Source organism: Acinetobacter ursingii DSM 16037 = CIP 107286 (genome assembly GCF_000368825.1).
Lineage (GTDB): Bacteria > Pseudomonadota > Gammaproteobacteria > Pseudomonadales > Moraxellaceae > Acinetobacter > Acinetobacter ursingii.
The window spans coordinates 1-20,553 of record NZ_KB849719.1 but is presented as its reverse complement, the minus strand read 5'-3'; the positions used below and the strand labels follow the sequence as shown (position 1 = coordinate 20,553).

The following is a 20,553-nucleotide window of genomic DNA, read 5'->3' as shown; positions in this document are numbered from 1 at the left end:
ATTTGATGAAAAAACCAGCACTTGCTGGTTTTTTTTAATTTAACGCATTGAAGAAAAATTTCTTAAATCAACTCAATAATATCAATCGTGGGTGGCACACGAAATCGAAAAGGCACACCGACCATGCCTGTACCTACGGTGACAAAAACATCGGCATGTTCATGCTCATAAAAGCCTTTTTTATGTCCCAAAATCGACACTTTTTTCATGATGTAATTGGTCAACCACGGCAGCTCAACTTGCCCGCCATGCGTGTGTCCCGAAAGCATTAAAGGGCGTAAAGGAAGCTCAGGCACCATATCCACCGTATCAGGATTGTGCGATAAAATCAGCCACGGTTTATCCTGCGGTAATTCAGGCATAAAACGCATATCCGTTTTACCTGCCCATAAGTCGCCAATACCAATCAGACGAAATTCATCAAACTCCACAATTTGCCCTTCGATATCGATCACCTCATTTACATCCAAGGCATGTTTGAGCAATTCCTGAATCGGCGGGCCGGGATATTGTTCATCATGATTACCGGGTACAGAGTACACGGGCGCTTGTATCTGGCGTAATACCTGTAATTCTTCAGCCAATTTATGTTCAGGTTCATAAGTCCAGTCCCCTGCCACCACCACAATATCAGGCTGTGCCTGATTCAATTTTTCGACAATAATGCGTAATTGACGCTCATGACCCGAATATAAACCCACATGTAAATCGGCAATCAAAGCCACTTTAACCGATTTTGTAAACGGTTGATCGGGGTTTAAACGATACTGATGCTGACGCACATGCACCAAATGCGGCTCGATAAAACGTGCATAAGTCAGAAATAAGCTCAACAGAAAAATGAAAATGCTTTGATGTAATGAAAAATAACCTGACCATCCCGCATAAACACTAAAAACAATTAAGGGAAACAGTAAGTAAGATAAATAAAAAACCAATAAATGTACAAAGGCCTTAAATGGGTGAATGGTTTCGGTACAAGCTTGACTGCGCCAAGCCTGAGAAACAGCCCAGATTGCGAGAACAACAAAAATCAGATAGAAATAAAAAATAATCGAATTAAAATCCCACATAGCTATTCTCAAATGATCTTAAATAGCATCTTAAACACTGAAAGACTCATCAGGATGAGTGATTTTGTTTCAGTTATTTATCTTTGGCTAATCAAGAATTATACTCTAGGCCACATTATTGATGCATACACTATGGCAAAAACATTCCGCTTAGCTACACAATACCCTAATTTTACTGCAAAAAAGCAAATAAGTAGGCACTTTTTGCTTGGCGTCAGTTGTATGCTGGTATTGAGTTTAAGCGGATGCAATACGCTGCCCAAACCTGGTCATGAGGTCATTCAGTTAGCAAGCCAAGTCGATACCTCACACACCACGCTTGCCAAAGTCGTAGAACCTCTACGCCAGCAAAATCCAGGGCTGACAGGTTATCACCTGCTTTATGATCCACTTGAAGCGCTTACTGCACGTCTAAAGTTGATAGATAAAGCCGAAAAAAGTCTGGATCTACAATACTATATCTGGGACAACGACCGTGTTGGCGCTTTAGCCTTACATGCCATTATTCGGGCTGCGGATCGTGGCGTCAAAGTACGTTTATTGATAGATGATAACAATGCCAAACAAATGGAAGCGGTTTTACTGGCATTGTCACAGCATCAGAATATAGAAGTCAAACTGTTTAACCCCTATCGCTTCCGTAAGTTTCGTGCCATCGATATGGTACTCGACTTAAAGCGCATTAATCGGCGCATGCATAATAAAAGCTTTATTGCTGATGATCAGATTGCGCTGATTGGGGGCCGCAACATGACCAATCAATACTATAACAGCAGTGATAATTATCAATTTTCCGATGTCGATGTCATGTTGGTTGGCTCGGCTGTAGATGATATTGTTCATTCTTTTGATGATTACTGGAATGATAAATATGCCTACTCTGTGATTAATATCGTCAATGCTAAAACGCATTATTTACGCTATCCGGAACTAAAACGTCAGCTTGATGAACATTACGAACTGGCAAATGTACAAAACTATCTGAACTTGGCTGCACGATCACATGCCTTTGACCAATGGTTTAATAGTAATATCCAGTTTGATTGGGTTCAGGCGAAAGTGGTTAAAGACTCACCTGATAAAATTCGTGGTAAAGCCAAAAAGGAACAGCATTTAAACTTTCAACTGATTAAGAATCTGCAAAAACCAGAAGAAAATGTTGATTTAGTTTCTGCCTATTTCGTACCTGAAAAACAGGGCGCCAAACATTTAAGTGAATTGGCACAAAATGGCGTACAGGTTCGGGTATTAACCAATTCTTTTAAAGCCAATGACGTCTCGATCGTACATGCCTTTTATGGTAAATATCGTAAGGAATTACTGGAAAATGGCGTCCAGCTTTATGAGTTTTTGCCCACGCTGGATGAAGAGGAGTTGAATAAAGATACTCGCGAATTAGCCAAAGAAGCTAAAATTAGTCTAAAAGGTCTGAGCAATTCAAGCCTACATGCCAAAATGATGACACTCGATCAAAAACAAGTGTTTATCGGTTCTTTTAATTTCGATCCACGTTCAGCCTATTTAAATACCGAAATCGGCGTCATTTTAAATAGTCCGAGTTTAGCGAAAAGTATTCACCAAACCATGGATCAACAATTGACTCATTATGCGTATAAACTGGTGCTGGATGCCAATCATAATATCAATTGGTATCGCCAAATGCCGAATAGCACTAAAATTTATAAAAAAGAACCTCGTATGAAATGGTGGCAACGTGCAGGCGTCAAAATGTTGTCATGGCTTCCGATTGAAGGATTTATGTGATGTTAAATCGCTTATAAATCCTCCAAGCTTGCATTACTTGATCAATGATTTAACACTTTCGCATGTAGCTCTTTTAAACCTTGTTCCATTTTTTGCTGAACTTCGGCGGTTAAACTGCTCACCGTATGACCTTGTACCTCAATTTCAGGCAAAGTTAATAAATGTGCGGTGACTTTCGGCATTTCCAAAACTTGTTGTACATGTTCTGCAAAAGTCATTTCGCCAATAAATGGTGCCACCGTATCTAACTCACCTTGTTGATTCACATAACAAATCAAACAGACTTGTACTGGACGCTGTGCTTCTATTGCGGCTCCCAAAATACGGCCATGCACTCGTTTAATACTTTTTCCATCTGTCGTTGTGGCTTCTGGAAAGAATAAAACGGGAATGTCTTTTCGTAAAAAATCTGCGATTTGTTCACGAATCCGAATCGAATCTCCTGAACCACGTTTAATAAATAAGGTGCCACCGCCCTTCGCGAGTTGTCCGAGTACTGGCCATTTTTCAATTTCAGCTTTCGCCAAAAAGAAGACTCTCGCACCAGAACCTAATACTGCAACATCCAGCCAAGAAATATGGTTACTCACCCACAATGATGGATTCCGTGGAATTGTGCCGTGTACTTCAACCTCAATATTAAAAACTTTGCACAATTGACGACAAAAGTACTGCACATAACGGGTATTCATTGGATTATTTGGATTTTTATAGAGTCGATGACGATAGACCAAATAAAAGCCTTCACCAATCACTCCCAGACCTGTGGCCAATTTTTTACTATATAAAAAAACTTTTTCTACTGGAGTTAAGTTCTTTGAAGTCGCTGATTTCGTTTGAGCCATAAAAATATCATTTTTGTTTAAATTGCAATTTCGACCTATTTTATACTGAACTTGATGGGCTTGTATTGATGATAAAAACCGAACATGAACATTTAAAAATTCAATTTTTATTTATTATTGCGATTGATTATTATTTAACTATCGAAATTAAAGATCAAAGGAGCCATGTTATGCATACTACTCCCGTGAAACAACATCAATATTCTACAGGTTCAATGACCACCATGTTACGTCAGATTCTGGGTTGGTCAGTTTTATATGCAGGGGCCATGATTCTCACTGCCCAAGCATTTAACAGTTTAATCTAGTCCTTTTGGCTATAAAACTAGATTCAAATGCCTGCTCGGGTTATCTTAGCAGGACATTTTAGTTAAACGAATTTGGTGATCTGTGGAAGACGGTTTGGGACAAGTACAACAAAGGGAACGCGTCATTCTGGTCAGTGTAGCTGTCAATATGCTTGATGATCTGGATGTTGAAGAGTTTCGTCTACTTGCCCAATCCGCAGGCGCGACAATACTTGAACATCTGACCGTTCAGCGCAATAAGCCCGATCCCAAGTTTTTTGTTGGCTCAGGTAAAGCTGAGGAAATTGCCCAGCTTGTAGAGCATGTAGATGCTGAACTCGTGATCTTCGATCATTCACTTTCTCCTGCTCAAGAGCGCAATCTGGAAAAAATCATGAAGTGTCGCGTCATTGACCGCACAGGATTGATTCTGGATATCTTTGCACAACGTGCCCGCACGCATGAAGGAAAATTACAAGTCGAACTGGCACAGCTGAAGTATTTATCGACACGGTTGATTCGCGGTTGGGCAGCAGGCTTTGAGCAACAAAAAGGCGGAATTGGACTCAAAGGTCCGGGTGAAACGCAACTTGAAACGGATCGCCGCTTGATCAAAGTGCGTATTAGTCAACTCAAAGATAAACTGGTCAAAGTCCAACACACCCGTATGCAGGGTCGTGCAGCAAGGCAAAAAGCGGCAATTCCCACGGTATCTTTGGTCGGTTATACCAACGCGGGCAAATCAACCCTGTTCAACATCTTAGCCAATAGCGATGTTTATGCTGCCGACCAGTTGTTTGCCACGCTTGATCCAACATTGCGGCGTTTAGACTGGGATGGCATTGGCACCGTTGTCCTTGCCGATACGGTCGGTTTCGTTCGTGACCTGCAACACGACTTGGTAGAGTCATTTAAAGCCACCTTGGAAGAAACCCTTGAAGCCACACTTTTACTGCATGTAATTGATAGTCACAGCCCTGATATGCATGAACAGATTGAAGCGGTAGAAGGTGTACTTAAAGAAATTGGCGCAGATGAACCTGTTTTGAGGGTATATAACAAAATTGATTTAAGCGGTGATGAAGCCAAAATTATATATGCTGAACCGCATTTACCTGATCGAGTTTATGTATCTGCACATTCAGGACAAGGACTAGACCTCCTCAAACAAGCCGTACAAGAATGCTTAATGGGGCAATTACAAAATTTTGAACTCATCCTAAAACCTGCGTATGGCAAATTGCGGACTCAACTTTATGCACTAAATGTCACCCAAAGCGAACATTATGATGATGAGGGAAATCTACATTTAAAGGTTTCGATTGCTCCACATAAACTTGAGCAACTGATTCGACAAGCGCATTTACCGCTTCAAGATATTCTGGGTGAACGTGCCAATCAATTCAAAAGACCACTCGAAGAATTTGAAATCAAATCCTAGATCGGTTAAAACGTGAATATTCAAATGATAAATAGATGAGCAACATGGACAGGTTAAAACAAATCGACTGGTTGGCATGGCTGGCCACCATTGCGCTAATCATTGTATTTCGAGAGGGCGCTGTGCTGATTATGGGCGCATTTCATCATCCCGAATTAGGCAACTTGGTCGGACTGATTAGCCTTTTGATTGTATTGTTTATCTGGCGTAAGTTTAAAAAGGTTCCAAATCGTCTGGTCGATACCAACAATAAAATCATGAAAGAAAGTGGATTTGCTTTTTTACCCATTTGTGCAGGCTCATTGATGATGCTAGTACATATGGGCAAAGAAATTCCCTTATTTTTATTGGTACTGGTCATCAGCACCCTGATTCCACTCTGGATTTACGCCAAAATGGCAAAACGTTGGCTTTAGGGAGATAAGACATGTTAACCGTTCTTTATGGTTTTTTAATCACGCTGGTGGCTTATCTCTGTGCTAAACCCTTGAACAAACGTTTACCTCAAGTACCACTTTTGGTGTTTGGTATGTGTATTGTCGTCGCGATTTTGGCTGTTATCGGTATGCCCTATGAGCAATACATGAGCCATGTGAATAATTTATTTAGTCATTTATTGGGCTATGTCACGGTCGCGCTTGCGATTCCATTAGCAGCTATGCGCTACGATGATCTACCGCTTAAATCCATGATTGGTATTCTAATTTTTGCCAGCACCAGCGCAGTTGCTCTACCGATGGGACTTGCATACTTACTTCACATGTCCGAACCCACCATTTTAGCTTTTGCCACACGTGCGGTTACCACTCCAATTGCTTTAAATATCGCGACTTTATTACATGCTCCATTGACTCTAGTGACATTAATTGTGATTTTATCGGGGGTGATTGGTGCTGCATTTTCTCCGCTTATTTTGCGACATATTAATGATGAACGCGCGTCGGGTCTGGCTTTAGGTTTAGCTGCACATGCCATTGGAACTGCGCAGGCATGGCAACGGGGTGCAGTGGCTGGTCGTTATGCAGCTTTTGGCATGGCCATTAATGGTGTATTCACAGCAATCTGGTTGCCAACCTTTATACTTTCTCTGCAAAATCTGTGACTTGTCAAACAAAAATAGGCATTGAATAGCAGCCAAATTCCACCTAAGATTGGAGTAGTTGTCATTTATGACATAAAAAGTTATCTGGTTACGCAAAAAAGGAATTTAAAAGATGCGAAAGCTAAAATTAGCAGCAGCGGTATTATTGTCGGGGTTGAGCAGTCTGGTTTTTGCACAAGACATTTCTGGTATCTGGCAAAATATTGATGATAAAACAGGTTCATCCAAAGCCCTGATTGAAATTCGCAAAGACTCAAATGGGGCTTATATTGGTAAAATTATTAAGGTTACACCGCGTCCGGGTTATACGCCTAAAGAAACTTGCGTCAACTGCCCGCCGCCTTACACCAATAAACCAATTTTAGGTCTGGATGTTTTAACTGGCCTTCAGCATGATAAAGATTTAGATTACAAAGGCGGTAAAATTATCGATCCTTTAAGCGGTAAAATTTATAGTATGAAAGCCAAATTAAGTCCTAATGGCAAACGCTTACAACTCCGCGGTTACGTGGGCGTTTCAGCATTGGGTCGTACCCAAATTTGGATTCGTCAGGAATAAAAAAAGCGTAGTTGCAATTATAAAAAAGTCACCAAATGGTGACTTTTCTATTTTTAGTGAATGAATGGATTATCCACCTGAAAAAGCTGTTGATCTTCAAGTCGATAAGCCATCAACTGATTACCCCACACCGCGCCCCCATCAACATTCTGGATTTGAGAATTCACTCTTCGTCCTTGTAGCGCTGCCCAATGGCCAAATACAATTTGATGTGTCTGTGCAGCTAAACTATCAAACTCAAACCACGGACGAAAGCCTTCAGGCATGGGGGCAGAAAGCTCATCCTTAAAACTAAATTCCAAACGACCTTCGGCATTGCTTAGACGCATCCGAGTCAAATAATTAGTAATCGCACGCAGACGCGACATACCCATCAAATCATCTGACCACAAAGTTGGCTCTTCACCGTACATCTCTGCCAAAAATGCATCCAGTTGGTGTAAATCATCACTTGCAACCTGCGCTTGTACTTCTTTGGCCAATTGATCAGTTTTTTCAGCCGTCCAAATACAGGGAATGCCAGCATGCGTCAAAATCGTTTGATCATTTGGAAATAAACACAACGGCTGACGACGTAACCAATCAATTAGTTCATCTCCATCAATCGCATCGAAAACTTGCTGCGTGTTATCCTTCGCTTTGTTTTTTTTAAAGCCACGCGCAGTCGCAATTAAAGTTAAATCATGATTTCCTAGCACGGTATAAGCTGCACCACGCTCTGCTAATTTTTTGACAAAGCGTAAAGTGCCGACCGAGTTTTCTCCACGTGCGACTAAGTCGCCTGCAAACCAGATCACATCTTGATCAGGATCAAAACGTATTTCCTTGAGCAAGGCTTTTAATGCTTCAAAACAGCCTTGTACATCACCAATCACATAGTTATAACGTTTCGACATCTTAATTAGCCAACCATATGATCAGATAACGCCACAAACTGCGCCAGCGTTAAAGTTTCAGGGCGTGCCATCGGATCAACACCCGCTTGCTCAAAACCATCTTCACTCAGCATTCCTTTCAAACTGTTGCGTAAGGTTTTACGGCGTTGGGTAAATACGTGTGCAACCAACCGCGATAAGGCTTTTTCATCTTGAGCCACAATCGGTTTCTCAAGATAAGGGACTAAGCGAAATACAGCGCTGGTGACTTTTGGTGGCGGATTAAATGCCCCGGCAGGGACTTCAAATAAAAATGTTGGCTGACAATAATACTGAATCATCACCGACAAACGACCATACTCTTTGCTATTAGGAGCTGCTGTGATTCGTTCTACCACTTCTTTTTGCAGCATAAAGTGCATATCTTTGACTTTATCGCCAAATTCTAAGAGGTGGAATAATAAAGGTGTTGAAATATTATAAGGCAAGTTACCAACCACGCGTAGCGGACGACCATCCTGTGCTAATTGGCTAAAATCGTACTTGAGTGCGTCTGCTTCAACAATCGTTAAACGTTCTGGATGCGGTACACGCTCGGGTAAACCTGCTGCCAAATCTCGGTCTAGTTCGACCACAGTCAGTGCATCACACTCGCCAATCAATGGCGAGGTAAGAGCAGCCAGACCTGGCCCAATTTCGACAATATTCTCACCTGGTCGAGGGTTCACTGAGCGTACAATTTTGGCAATCACACGCTGATCATGCAAGAAGTTTTGACCAAACCGTTTACGAGCTTTATGCCCTTCTTCTTTAGGGTTTAGGGCATTAATTTGATACATAAAAACGTTCCAACAGAAATCAATTATTGACGCGCCAGATCTAGCGCCAGATCAACCGCAACTTGCAAACTTGAGCTTTTGGCTAAACCTGTACCAGCCAAGGACAGTGCCGTACCATGATCGACTGAGGTGCGAATAAATGGTAAACCTAGCGTAATGTTAATGGCTTCACCAAAGCCCTGTGATTTTAACACAGGTAAGCCCTGATCGTGATACATCGCCAAGACCGCATCGGCATCTTTTAAATGTTCAGGGGTAAATAAAGTGTCCGCAGGCAGACACAAACTCATGTTTACTCCGTTGTGACGATAGCATTCAAGGACAGGATTAATCACTTCAATTTCTTCCCGACCTAAATAACCATCTTCACCCGCATGCGGATTCAAACCACAGACTAAAATTCGTGGCTGCGCAATCTTAAATTTAGTTTTCAGATCATGCACTAAAATATCAATCACCTGATGTAACCGTTCAGCTGTAATCGCATCTGCAACAGCACGTAAGGGCAAGTGTGTAGTGGCTAAAGCCACTCGAAGTGTTTTGGTTGCTAGCATCATCACCACACGGGCAACGCCTGCAAATTCCTGATAAAACTCAGTATGTCCGCTAAAAGCAATGCCTGCATCATTGATCACTGATTTTTGTACAGGTGCAGTTGCTACTCCTACACTTTTCCCCGTCATGGCATATTCAGCAGAACGCCTTAATTGCTCAATCACATAAGCTGCATTTTGGAAATTTAATTCCCCTGCAATAACGGGAACATGTAAAGCAACATGTTCGATATAAAGCTGACCTTTTTCACAAGAGTTAGGTTGGCCATGATACTCAATCAGTTCAACCTCAATTCCTAATTGCTGGGCACGTTGACGCATTAAATCCTGATCGACCAGAACCACAAGCGGTCGTTGATCCAAACGTTCAGCAAGGCTTAAACAAATGTCTGGACCAATTCCCGCAGGTTCACCACTGGTAATATATAAAGGACGTGCCATCAAATCGCGCTCGTATCAATTTTCATCCATTGCAGTATATTCAATTTTAGCGTTTCGTCGGGTAAAATAATGTGGTTTAAAATCGATTATTTCTTGTGAAAGCTGATGGATTCGTTTAGAATCTCGTCTCCTTTTGTTTGGGCAGATTCCACCGTCCAAACCAACTATAATAGGTAGTAGTAATGAAAACTCTCAGCGCTAAGCCTGCTGAAGTACAACACGACTGGTACGTTGTTGATGCTTCTGGCAAAACTTTAGGTCGTCTTGCGACTGAAATCGCTCGTCGTTTACGCGGTAAGCACAAGACTTCTTATACACCTCACGTTGACACCGGTGACTACATCGTTGTGATCAATGCTGAACAAGTTCAAGTGACTGGTAACAAAGCACTTGATAAAAAATACTATCGCCACACTGAATTCCCAGGCGGTTTAAAAGAAACTAATTTCGAAAAATTAGTTGCTCACAAACCTGAAGAAATCTTCCAACGCGCTGTGAAAGGCATGTTGCCAAAAGGTCCTCTTGGTTATGCAATGATCAAGAAGATGAAAGTGTATGCTGGTAGCGAGCATCCTCATACTGCTCAACAGCCACAAGTTTTGGACATCTAAGGGATAAAGCACATGGCAACTAATTATGGTACAGGTCGCCGTAAGACCGCAACTGCACGTGTTTTCTTATCAGCTGGTACTGGTAAACTCGTGATTAACAACCGTACTTTAGAGCAATATTTCGGTCGTGAAACTGCTCAAATGGTTGTTCGTCAACCACTTGAGTTGTTAGAAGCAACTGAAAAGTACGACCTTTACATCACTGTTAAAGGTGGTGGTATCGGTGGTCAAGCTGGTGCTATCCGTCACGGTATTACTCGTGCCTTGATCGCATCTGACGAAACTTTAAAACCAGTTCTTCGTCAAGCGGGCTTCGTTACTCGTGATGCACGTGAAGTTGAACGTAAAAAACTTGGTTTACGTAAAGCACGTAAACGTCCTCAATTCTCTAAACGTTAATACGTTTTTCGAGTTGGACAAAACCCCAGATATTCTGGGGTTTTTCTTTATCTAAAATTTTTTACTTATTGCCCTTTACAATACTCGCTAGATGCCAAGCGAATGCTCAAACTTATTTAACGGGGTATTATCTTTTTAGATGTATTTTTAGTATCCTACACCATCCAGTTTTTTAGTTTTTTGAGATATGTCTGTCGAAAATGCATCGCTTCAAGGAATTACGCTTTATAGTCATGCAGATGATTTTCGCTCACACTGGATACGATTTTTACTCGCAGAAAAACAAATCAAACATCACTTAATTTTAGTAGATCATGAAGATGAAGACCTCGCGAGCTTAAATCCCTATAATCAACTGCCGATGCTACTAGAAAATGATTTAAAACTATTTTCGACTGCAATTATTTCAGAATATATTGACGATCGTTATCGACAAAATAAGCTGTATGCCGATGCGCCAAGTACTCGGGCAGAACAACGCCAATATATCTGGCGTTTTGAGCAGGACTGGTTTAAGCAAGCTGATATCATGCTCAAACATGCGGATACTCTGGATCTTACACAAAAAGCCAAAACTCAAAAAGAATTTAAAGATACTTTAATTTCACTTGCTCCATTGTTTCAACATTTTCCTTACTTTATGTCGGAAAACTTTGGAATTTTGGACTGCATGATTGCTCCCATGTTTCTCAGGCTGCAAAGTATGGGAATTGCATTATCGCCTCAACAATCTCGTCCTTTATTACTCTATTGTAATCGTGTGTTTAGTCGTCCTGCTTTTGTTAAATCCATGACACAGCAGGAAAAAACGCGCTATAGTGCCTTAGTAAATCGTTAAGTGAGTTTATCATGTCAAATCAGGAAATAAATTTAAGCCCTACCCGCCCATATATGGCACGCGCAATTTATGAATGGATTTGTGATAACCAACTCACGCCTTATTTATTGGTTGATGCGACTCAGCCGTATACTTCCGTTCCAGAACAATTTGTTAAAGATGGACAGATTGTTTTGAATATTGCCCCTCATGCAGTTCATCAATTTCAAATGAGTAACGATGCAGTTAGCTTCTCTGCTCGTTTTGGCGGTGTTGCTCGTGATATTTATGTCCCTATTTCTGCTTTATTGGGAATTTATGCACGTGAAAATGGACAAGGATTATTCTTCGACCCTGACGAATATGCCAATGTGCAAACGACAGAAGATACTTTAAAATCAAATACTCAAGCCCAAGTTGAATCTGAAACACCTAAGAAAAAACCAAGTTTACGATTATTAGATTAAATTTACGGAGTATCCGATGGCTTTTGATTTAGTACATTATTTTGCTGAGCAGACTGAAATTCAAAAGCCTCAGCTATTTTCACAATATTCACGTGAAAAGCGTAGCCATTATATTTTTGAACTCAATGCCTTGGTTTTGGGAAAATTGATTCAACTCTGGCGTGAAGATGAAAATAAACTTTACCAAGAAATTCATAGAATTGATCCCTTGTACCTACAAGAGATTGCTCGTCATCTTGTTACCTCCTCAAACAATCAATCAGAATTAACCCCTAAAGAGCAAGAACAGGCGTTGATGGAGATTTTGGAACTACAATTTTCTGAGATTAAACAACTCGATGATACAGGAAATTTTGGTCCCACTGGGTTAAAAGAACTATTGGCAGGTCAAATTGAGCATTTATCTGGACAGGCTGATGATTGGGTTTGGTCAACAAATCAACTCACAGAACTCATTGGAACTAAACCTCAAGTTTCAGAAGAGCTATCATTAGATGAAACCATGAAGGAGTTTAATCAAATGGTCCATACCGCACAACAACCCATTGAAACAAATCACCATACCACGATTGAAATTCAGGAATTACCTATTCCTGCATGGTCTAAAATAGTGGCGCCAATAGTGGCTTTGGCAATTTTGGTTTTTTTATATTGCCAATATTCCAACTTGATTCATTAAGACAGATTAAAAAGACTATTTAAAAATAAGAGAGTATATACTCTCTTATTTTTTATTTACCTTATAGTTAACAAATAATGTCACTTCATCACATTTATTATTTCTAAAAAATATAATTTGTTACACTTGTAATTTTAGCTTTTTTGATCAAATTTAATGCGATAAAAATCACGTTTAAATGATCAATATGCATTTAAAAATACATTTTTCACAATTTAACTTGGCTATTCTAATCAATTAAAAGACTCATCATTACAGGTTCTAGTATATGTACTATTGATTTAGCCAAGGCACTTTTGAATAATAAAAAACTCCTACTATTTCACTCTGAATAAAAATCAGGAGTAGTAGAAATTATAAATAATCATATCTTAATAAATAGGTAAAAATATGGCGAAATTATCACTTGATGGATTAACCAGTATTGATGGTTTCAATGCTGCGGCATTAGTTGATACTGAAAGCGGTTTAGCGCTAGCGACTCAAGGTGGGGGTAATATTGATTTAGAACTTGCAGCAGCAGGCAACACTGAAGTTGTCCGTGCTAAGCGACGCGTTGCAAATGCACTCAAGCTCAATGATGAAATTGAAGATATATTAATCACACTAGGTAAGCAATATCATCTTATTCGCCCTTTAGAGAGCAATAGCAATATCTTCTTATATCTAGTTTTGGATCGCTCAAAATCTAATTTAGCGATGGCCCGCCATGAACTAAAAACGTTTGAGAAAGAACTCGATTTTGCTTAATGATCATTAGCCCTTTAATCAATCAAATGACTTAAGGGCTATTAATTTTGTACTGTCCAACGTTGAGATACAAAAAGATATTATGAATGGACACTGCATTAATATTGCAATTTCTGGCTTAGGATTAAAAAGTTCAGATGAATTAAAAATAGAATTAAGAAATGCTATTCCAGACCAATATGGTATTAACTGGATAAATGCGGCCGATCCTAATATTGATTTACTTCTCATTAATGAATCTTTTTTTGAAACTGATAGCATTCAAAAAATTCTAAAAAGTAAAATATTTCCATTTTTAAAAATCGTAAAAAACCATAATTTATCGGGTGATATCAATAATAATACTTTGTATTTACCTTTTAATCATAAAATTGAACCACTCAAACAGTGGATACATTTAAGATTATTAAATTATTTATCAGATGATGAAGGATTTAAGACAAACCTAACTGAGCAAAGCACTTCAATATTAAAACCGTCAACTTTTAAACACATGCTCAATCCTCAAAATGCGCGTTTACATTTATTTGATGATCATGGAACATTGGCAATCATTGATACACGAAGTCAAATTGCTTGGTTAGAGCCGACTCGAACCACCACCCGGACTAATCATAGCTTCCAATATGATTTTGCAATGACCGCTGATTTTGTCAAAGTTTCACGCAAGTCTGAATATCTGTTAGAAAATTGGTTATGGAACCTCGTTTGGAATTCTCACGAACTACACACTTTGGCAGATGATATCCAATTTTATCAATTAGATTACTGGCCACAGCCTTTCAGCACAAAAAATCAAAAAAATATATTACGACTGAGTGCATGCTTTATTCAAGGCGCTGAACTCACTGAAATCGCAAAACAACTTAGCCTACCACTTCACACCGTGAAACAATTTATAGCGGCTTGTATTGCATCTGATAATGGAAATGAAATTGCGGCAACACAAAGTAAATTTTCACAGCATTTGAGTACTCAAGATGATGAAAACCACAGTTTTTTAAACAAATTTTTCGGTAAATTGCGCCGCAGCTTTGGAATATAAGGAAGATATATGATCTTACAGCAATATAAAATTGTTTTTGCAGGGAGCATGGGAGCAGGTAAAACCGAAGCTATAAAATCACTGTCGGAAATTCCTGTATTAGCTACAGAAGCTTTCAACACTGATCAAGCAGCACATGAAAAACAACAAACAACCGTAGGTATTGATTATGGCGAGATTACACTCGAAGATGGCGTAAAAATTGGGCTATACGGAACACCAGGTCAAACCCGTTTTGATTTCATCTGGACTGTTATTTGTGAGGGCGCGATTGGAGTCATTTTACTCATTGATCACTCAGTTGAAGCACCTTTAGAAGAACTCGAAGCTTATTTAGAAAGCTTCAAGTCCCGGGACTGTTCTAAATTTTGTGTAAGTACTTAATTTTCATTTATCCTTCAGAGGATAATTACAAAAGGTACTTCACATGGATGAAGCAACAATCAAAAGTATGGCTGCTGAATTGGCTAAGGGTCTAAAAACACCAGAAGACTTAAACCAAATGACCGCCATATTTAAAAAGTTCATGATCGAAACTGCACTCAATACAGAGCTTTCAGATCATCTTGGTTATGAAAAGCATCAGCCGAAAAAAGGCTCAAATAGCCGAAATGGTTTTAGCTCAAAAACTGTTTCAACTCAAGATGGGCAATTGGCTTTAGATATTCCACGTGATCGGGAAGGTTCATTTGAGCCACAAATTATCAAAAAACATCAAACACGCATTACCAGTATGGATGACCAAATTCTTTCCCTGTATGCCAAAGGAATGACCAATAGAGAAATTGTCGCATTTTTCAAAGAAATGTACGATGCAGATGTCTCAGCATCACTTATAAGCAAAGTGACCGATGCTGTGATTGAGCAAGTGACTGAGTGGCAAAATAGAGCATTAGATAGTCTGTATCCAGTCGTCTATCTCGACTGTATTGTTGTAAAAGTCCGTCAACACTCCAATGTGATTAACAAGTCTGTATACCTTGCTTTGGGCATCAATATGGATGGGCAAAAAGAATTACTCGGTATGTGGATTGCTCAGACAGAGGGTGCCAAATTCTGGCTATCCGTCATGACAGAACTCAAAAATCGAGGGGTACAGGACATTCTTGTTGCCTGTGTAGATGGGTTAAAAGGCTTTCCTGATGCCATTGCCTCTGTTTATCCTCATACGGACATTCAGCTGTGTATCGTGCATGTTGTACGCAATAGCCTGAGATTTGTAAGCTGGAAAGACTACAAGGCTGTTACAGCTGGTCTAAAAGCGATCTATCAAGCAAGTACAGAAGAAAATGCCTTAAAATCTCTAGATATCTTCTGTGATCAATGGAATCATCAATATCCGAAAATTGGAGAATCCTGGAGAGCCAATTGGGAAAATATCCGTACAATATTTAGCTATCCAGCTGAAATACGTCATGCGATTTATACAACCAATGCAATTGAATCGTTGAATAGCGTAATTCGCCATTCAACCAAGAAGCGAAAGATCTTCTCGTCAGATGATTCAGTCAAAAAAGTCATTTACTTAGCAACAACCAATGCTGCTAAGAAATGGACAATGCCAATTCAAAATTGGCGTTTAGCAATGAATTGGTTTACGATTCAGTTCGATGATCGATTAAAAGATCATTTATAAAAAATAGAACTTACACAAAATAATTTACAGGCTCCAAGTCCCAAAACAATAATATTGCTATTGGCATTACCCATGTCGATCAAAACAAAGAAACACCACTTTCTATCTATCGTGACTGGCTAAAACAAAACCAATATTCTTATCCACTATTTTTTATTGATGCACGTAAAACTGATCACATATTATTGATAGTCGAATCACTTATCGCATCATTAGAAGTCAATTACAACCTAACAAGCTGAAACTAAATTTGAGGTAATAGCCATGTTTACTTTAAAAGAACAACGAAGAATTGCTCCTCCTGAGCTTATTCAATACGCAAAGAATGAAGTTCAAGATATTATTAATAACGTGCGCGGAATCGATTTTATTATGCTCTGCTCTACTGATGGCTTTGAACTCACAACGATCACTAAAAAAAATCATTACAATGCAAGCAAACTAGCCGCTGTTAGTAGCTCTATTTTAGCAATGGTGTGTGCTTTTCTTAAAGAAATACAGCTCATTGGATGTCAAAGTATTACTTTAGATGCAGAAAATGGTAAAGCTGTCTTAACCTCAGTACCTTCAGCCCAACATCCAATGATTATCGTGACGCTGAGTAGTAAAGACGTACTCCTTGGACAACTCCTTTTTAGCTTAAAAAAAGCAAGTCAAAATATTATTAAGCAAGAAAGTTAATTAATTTCCGAATATATAACTTTATTTATCAGCTTTTTAATACTACTTAAGTTCTTGATTTTCTATATATTGCATTTATTCTATTTATAAAAAGCACCCCCTGATCTTTTGATCAGGGGGTGCCTTAGATTTAAAAGCTGGCGATGACTTACTCTCACATGGCTAACGCCACACTACCATCAGCGCGAAGAGGTTTCACTTCTGAGTTCGGGAAGGGATCAGGTGGTTCACTCTTGCTATTGTCGCCAGCAAACTGTTGTGGTGCTTTGGGGTCTTATTCACATTACTTAATAATGTATGCCTTACTTACAAACCAAAGAGTTATTAACGGATTGGAAATTGAGTCGGTATTGTAACTAGTTTATTGACTAAATCAAGTTTTGTATTGAATTTATCTTGAATACAACAACTGTTTGGGTGTTGTATAGTCAAGCCTCACGAGCAATTAGTATTGGTCAGCTTCACATATCACTATGCTTCCACATCCAACCTATCAACGTCCTAGTCTTGAACGGCTCTTTAGGTGACATATAGTCACAGGGAAATCTTATCTTGAGGTAGGCTTCCCGCTTAGATGCTTTCAGCGGTTATCCCTTCCGAACATAGCTACCCGGCGATGCGACTGGCGTCACAACCGGTACACCAGAGGTTCGTCCACTCTGGTCCTCTCGTACTAGGAGCAGATCCTCTCAAATTTCCAGCGCCCACGGTAGATAGGGACCGAACTGTCTCACGACGTTCTAAACCCAGCTCGCGTACCTCTTTAAATGGCGAACAGCCATACCCTTGGGACCTGCTTCAGCCCCAGGATGAGATGAGCCGACATCGAGGTGCCAAACACCGCCGTCGATATGAACTCTTGGGCGGTATCAGCCTGTTATCCCCAGAGTACCTTTTATCCGTTGAGCGATGGCCCTTCCATACAGAACCACCGGATCACTAAGACCTACTTTCGTACCTGCTCGACTTGTGGGTCTCGCAGTTAAGCGCGCTTTTGCCTTTATACTCTACGCGTGATTTCCGACCACGCTGAGCGCACCTTCGTACTCCTCCGTTACTCTTTAGGAGGAGACCGCCCCAGTCAAACTACCCACCAGACATGGTCCTCGCCCCGGATTACGGGGCAGAGTTAGAACCTCAACATTACCAGGGTGGTATTTCAAGGATGGCTCCAATGTAACTGGCGTCACATCTTCATAGCCTCCCACCTATCCTACACAAGTAAGGTCAAAGTTCAATGTCAAGCTGCAGTAAAGGTTCACGGGGTCTTTCCGTCTAGCCGCGGGTACACTGCATCTTCACAGCGATTTCGATTTCACTGAGCCTCTGCTGGAGACAGCGCCGCCATCATTATGCCATTCGTGCAGGTCGGAACTTACCCGACAAGGAATTTCGCTACCTTAGGACCGTTATAGTTACGGCCGCCGTTTACTGGGGCTTCGATCAAGAGCTTCGCTTACGCTAACCCCATCAATTAACCTTCCAGCACCGGGCAGGCATCACACCCTATACGTCCACTTTCGTGTTTGCAGAGTGCTATGTTTTTAATAAACAGTTGCAGCGGCCTGGTTTCTGCGGCTGCCAAGCGCTCAGGGAGCAAGTCCCATCACCCTCAGCAGCGTACCTTCTCCCGAAGTTACGGTACCATTTTGCCTAGTTCCTTCAGCAGAGTTCTCTCAAGCGCCTTGGTCTACTCGACCTGACCACCTGTGTCGGTTTCGGGTACGATTCCTGTGTAACTGAAGCTTAGAGACTTTTCTTGGAAGTATGGTATCAGCCACTTCACTGTACAAGTACAGCTTGATATCGACTCTCAGCATAGAGCACCCCGGATTTGCCTAAGATGCATGCCTACTGTCTTCCACCTGGACAACCAACGCCAGGCTGACTTAACCTTCTCCGTCCTCTCATCGCATTACACAGAAGTATTGGAATATTAACCAATTTCCCATCGACTACGCCTTTCGGCCTCGCCTTAGGGGTCGACTCACCCAGCCCCGATTAACGTTGGACTGGAACCCTTGGTCTTTCGGCGAACGGGTTTTTCACCCGTTTTGTCGTTACTCACGTCAGCATTCGCACTTCTGATACCTCCAGCATGCTTCTCAACACACCTTCATCGGCTTACAGAACGCTCCCCTACCACGTAACTCTAAAGTTACATCCGCAGCTTCGGCACATAGTTTTAGCCCCGTTACATCTTCCGCGCAGGCCGACTCGACTAGTGAGCTATTACGCTTTCTTTAAAGGGTGGCTGCTTCTAAGCCAACCTCCTAGCTGTCTATGCCTTCCCACATCGTTTCCCACTTAACTATGATTTTGGGGCCTTAGCTGGCGGTCTGGATTGTTTTCCTCTTGACTACGGACGTTAGCACCCGCAGTCTGTCTCCCGGATAGTACTCATAGGTATTCGGAGTTTGCATCGGTTTGGTAAGTCGGGATGACCCCCTAGCCGAAACAGTGCTCTACCCCCTATGGTATTCGTCCGAGGCGCTACCTAAATAGCTTTCGGGGAGAACCAGCTATCACCAGGCTTGATTAGCCTTTCACCCCTATCCACAAGTCATCCCCTGGCTTTTCAACGACAGTGGGTTCGGTCCTCCAGTTAGTGTTACCCAACCTTCAACCTGCTCATGGATAGATCGCCTGGTTTCGGGTCTATACCCAGCAACTAAACGCCCTATTAAGACTCGATTTCTCTACGGCTCCCCTATGCGGTTAACCTTGCTACTGAATATAAGTCGCTGACCCATTATACAAAAGGTACGCAGTCACCGAACAAGTCGGCTCCCACTGCTTGTATGCATGCGGTTTCAGGATCTATTTCACTCCCCTCACAGGGGTTCTTTTCGCCTTTCCCTCACGGTACTGGTTCACTATCGGTCAGTCAGGAGTATTTAGCCTTGGAGGATGGTCCCCCCATATTCAGACAAGGTTTCACGTGCCTCGCCCTACTCGTCATCATGATGTGTGCCCTTTCGTGTACGGGACTATCACCCTCTACGGTCGCACTTCCCAGAGCGTTCCGCTAAAACACACATCACTTAATGGGCTGATCCCCGTTCGCTCGCCGCTACTAAGGGAATCTCAATTGATTTCTTTTCCTAAGGGTACTGAGATGTTTCACTTCCCCTCGTTCGCTTCAATAACCTATGTATTCAGTTATTGATACCTACCTTATAGTAGGTGGGTTCCCCCATTCAGACATCTCCGGATCAATGGATATTTGCCGCCTCCCCGGAGCTTTTCGCAGGCTATCACGTCTTTCTTCGCCTCTGACTGCCAAGGCATCCACCACATGCACTTAATTACTTGACTATACAACCCCAAACAGTCGTTAATACCTACAAGTAGTATTACCAACATTACAGTTTGAAGTACTGTGCACTTAAGCACCGTACAGCTTCAATCTAAATTCATATACCAAAACGCTTGATTCAGTTAATTTGCTAGTTCTCAATTAACTCTAAGATCAGAATGACTTCTTCTCTCTTTGTTATTGAGTGAACAATTTATTTCAGACTCAATTCTCAATCTGTTAATGAATTAATGTAACCTCGTCAGCTACATTAAACTGTGATTAATCACAGAGGTTAATAAACCAAGATCCTGCAATCTTCTTATTTATTAATCTCTATAACCATCTTTTCTTTCACTTTCGTGTTCGATCAGATACTGCGCGAAGCAT

General features: G+C 41.0%; 20 protein-coding genes, 2 rRNA genes and 2 pseudogenes. 17 read left to right on the top strand and 7 right to left on the bottom strand.

What is annotated here, in order from left to right:
* Positions 1-62 precede the first annotated feature (62 nt).
* Positions 63-1,073: a metallophosphoesterase gene (locus F944_RS15145; RefSeq protein WP_004992431.1), complete on the bottom strand. Its 1,011-nt coding sequence runs from the start codon at positions 1,071-1,073 to the stop codon at positions 63-65.
* A 222-nt stretch (positions 1,074-1,295) separates the two neighbouring features.
* Between F944_RS15145 and F944_RS15140 the strand changes: the two genes are divergently transcribed.
* Positions 1,296-2,837, top strand: coding sequence for a phospholipase D family protein (locus F944_RS15140; RefSeq protein WP_010588604.1), 1,542 nt, complete (start codon positions 1,296-1,298; stop codon positions 2,835-2,837).
* Positions 2,838-2,878: 41 nt separating this feature from the next.
* On the opposite strand, the gene F944_RS15135 is transcribed toward F944_RS15140, so the two are convergent.
* The gene (locus tag F944_RS15135; protein WP_004992421.1) at positions 2,879-3,682 is read right to left on the bottom strand and encodes a lysophospholipid acyltransferase family protein; all 804 of its coding nucleotides are present in this window, start codon (positions 3,680-3,682) and stop codon (positions 2,879-2,881) included.
* Between the two features lie 170 nt (positions 3,683-3,852).
* Between F944_RS15135 and F944_RS17345 the strand changes: the two genes are divergently transcribed.
* From F944_RS17345 to F944_RS15110, 5 genes are all read left to right on the top strand, one after another.
* Entirely contained in the window at positions 3,853-3,990 is a 138-nt protein-coding gene (locus F944_RS17345) for a hypothetical protein (protein ID WP_227546612.1), read from the top strand.
* Positions 3,991-4,084: 94 nt separating this feature from the next.
* Positions 4,085-5,410 (top strand): ribosome rescue GTPase HflX, encoded by a 1,326-nt coding sequence (gene hflX / locus F944_RS15125; protein WP_004992416.1) that lies wholly within the window; start codon positions 4,085-4,087, stop codon positions 5,408-5,410.
* A 44-nt stretch (positions 5,411-5,454) separates the two neighbouring features.
* Positions 5,455-5,826, top strand: a complete 372-nt coding sequence (locus tag F944_RS15120) for a hypothetical protein (protein WP_004992414.1) — start codon at positions 5,455-5,457, stop codon at positions 5,824-5,826.
* A gap of 11 nt (positions 5,827-5,837) precedes the next feature.
* Positions 5,838-6,512 carry an LrgB family protein gene (locus F944_RS15115; protein WP_004992412.1) on the top strand — a complete coding sequence of 225 codons (675 nt, stop codon included), beginning with the start codon at positions 5,838-5,840 and terminating at the stop codon, positions 6,510-6,512.
* A gap of 112 nt (positions 6,513-6,624) precedes the next feature.
* Positions 6,625-7,071 carry a DUF2147 domain-containing protein gene (locus F944_RS15110; protein WP_004992409.1) on the top strand — a complete coding sequence of 149 codons (447 nt, stop codon included), beginning with the start codon at positions 6,625-6,627 and terminating at the stop codon, positions 7,069-7,071.
* 53 nt (positions 7,072-7,124) lie between these two features.
* On the opposite strand, the gene F944_RS15105 is transcribed toward F944_RS15110, so the two are convergent.
* The 3 genes from F944_RS15105 to pdxA are packed head-to-tail and all read right to left on the bottom strand — an operon-like array spanning position 7,125 to position 9,780.
* Complete coding sequence (locus F944_RS15105; RefSeq protein ID WP_004992407.1) at positions 7,125-7,967, bottom strand: symmetrical bis(5'-nucleosyl)-tetraphosphatase; 843 nt, start codon at positions 7,965-7,967, stop codon at positions 7,125-7,127.
* 5 nt (positions 7,968-7,972) lie between these two features.
* Positions 7,973-8,785, bottom strand: coding sequence for a 16S rRNA (adenine(1518)-N(6)/adenine(1519)-N(6))-dimethyltransferase RsmA (gene rsmA, locus F944_RS15100; protein WP_004992406.1), 813 nt, complete (start codon positions 8,783-8,785; stop codon positions 7,973-7,975).
* A gap of 23 nt (positions 8,786-8,808) precedes the next feature.
* Positions 8,809-9,780: a 4-hydroxythreonine-4-phosphate dehydrogenase PdxA gene (pdxA, locus tag F944_RS15095; protein WP_004992404.1), complete on the bottom strand. Its 972-nt coding sequence runs from the start codon at positions 9,778-9,780 to the stop codon at positions 8,809-8,811.
* 182 nt (positions 9,781-9,962) lie between these two features.
* Here pdxA and rplM point away from each other — a divergent pair, with 182 nt between their 5' ends.
* From rplM to F944_RS15045, 11 genes and pseudogenes are all read left to right on the top strand, one after another.
* The gene (gene rplM / locus F944_RS15090) at positions 9,963-10,391 is read left to right on the top strand and encodes a 50S ribosomal protein L13 (protein ID WP_004992400.1); all 429 of its coding nucleotides are present in this window, start codon (positions 9,963-9,965) and stop codon (positions 10,389-10,391) included.
* Positions 10,392-10,403: 12 nt separating this feature from the next.
* Entirely contained in the window at positions 10,404-10,790 is a 387-nt protein-coding gene (gene rpsI, locus F944_RS15085; protein WP_004992397.1) for a 30S ribosomal protein S9, read from the top strand.
* A gap of 187 nt (positions 10,791-10,977) precedes the next feature.
* On the top strand, positions 10,978-11,628 hold the full coding sequence (locus tag F944_RS15080) for a glutathione S-transferase N-terminal domain-containing protein (RefSeq protein ID WP_004992392.1): 651 nt from the start codon (positions 10,978-10,980) through the stop codon (positions 11,626-11,628).
* 11 nt (positions 11,629-11,639) lie between these two features.
* Positions 11,640-12,074 carry a ClpXP protease specificity-enhancing factor gene (locus F944_RS15075; protein ID WP_004992391.1) on the top strand — a complete coding sequence of 145 codons (435 nt, stop codon included), beginning with the start codon at positions 11,640-11,642 and terminating at the stop codon, positions 12,072-12,074.
* 16 nt (positions 12,075-12,090) lie between these two features.
* The gene (locus F944_RS15070; RefSeq protein ID WP_004992389.1) at positions 12,091-12,753 is read left to right on the top strand and encodes a hypothetical protein; all 663 of its coding nucleotides are present in this window, start codon (positions 12,091-12,093) and stop codon (positions 12,751-12,753) included.
* 390 nt (positions 12,754-13,143) lie between these two features.
* The gene (locus F944_RS15065) at positions 13,144-13,503 is read left to right on the top strand and encodes a roadblock/LC7 domain-containing protein (RefSeq protein ID WP_004992387.1); all 360 of its coding nucleotides are present in this window, start codon (positions 13,144-13,146) and stop codon (positions 13,501-13,503) included.
* Between the two features lie 82 nt (positions 13,504-13,585).
* Positions 13,586-14,548, top strand: a complete 963-nt coding sequence (locus F944_RS15060; protein ID WP_004992385.1) for a hypothetical protein — start codon at positions 13,586-13,588, stop codon at positions 14,546-14,548.
* Positions 14,549-14,557: 9 nt separating this feature from the next.
* Positions 14,558-14,899: pseudogene (locus F944_RS15055) on the top strand (GTP-binding protein); the annotation flags it as partial.
* 76 nt (positions 14,900-14,975) lie between these two features.
* Positions 14,976-16,184, top strand: a complete 1,209-nt coding sequence (locus F944_RS15050; RefSeq protein WP_004987597.1) for an IS256-like element ISAba26 family transposase — start codon at positions 14,976-14,978, stop codon at positions 16,182-16,184.
* A 35-nt stretch (positions 16,185-16,219) separates the two neighbouring features.
* A pseudogene (locus tag F944_RS17340) lies at positions 16,220-16,426 on the top strand (GTP-binding protein); the annotation flags it as partial.
* Between the two features lie 22 nt (positions 16,427-16,448).
* The gene (locus F944_RS15045; protein ID WP_004992382.1) at positions 16,449-16,865 is read left to right on the top strand and encodes a roadblock/LC7 domain-containing protein; all 417 of its coding nucleotides are present in this window, start codon (positions 16,449-16,451) and stop codon (positions 16,863-16,865) included.
* A 135-nt stretch (positions 16,866-17,000) separates the two neighbouring features.
* Here F944_RS15045 and rrf read toward each other — a convergent pair.
* Together rrf and F944_RS15035 are read right to left on the bottom strand one after the other, a co-directional pair.
* A 5S ribosomal RNA gene (rrf, locus tag F944_RS15040) occupies positions 17,001-17,115 on the bottom strand.
* Positions 17,116-17,289: 174 nt separating this feature from the next.
* Positions 17,290-20,183: ribosomal RNA gene (locus tag F944_RS15035) — 23S ribosomal RNA — on the bottom strand.
* Positions 20,184-20,553 lie beyond the last annotated feature (370 nt).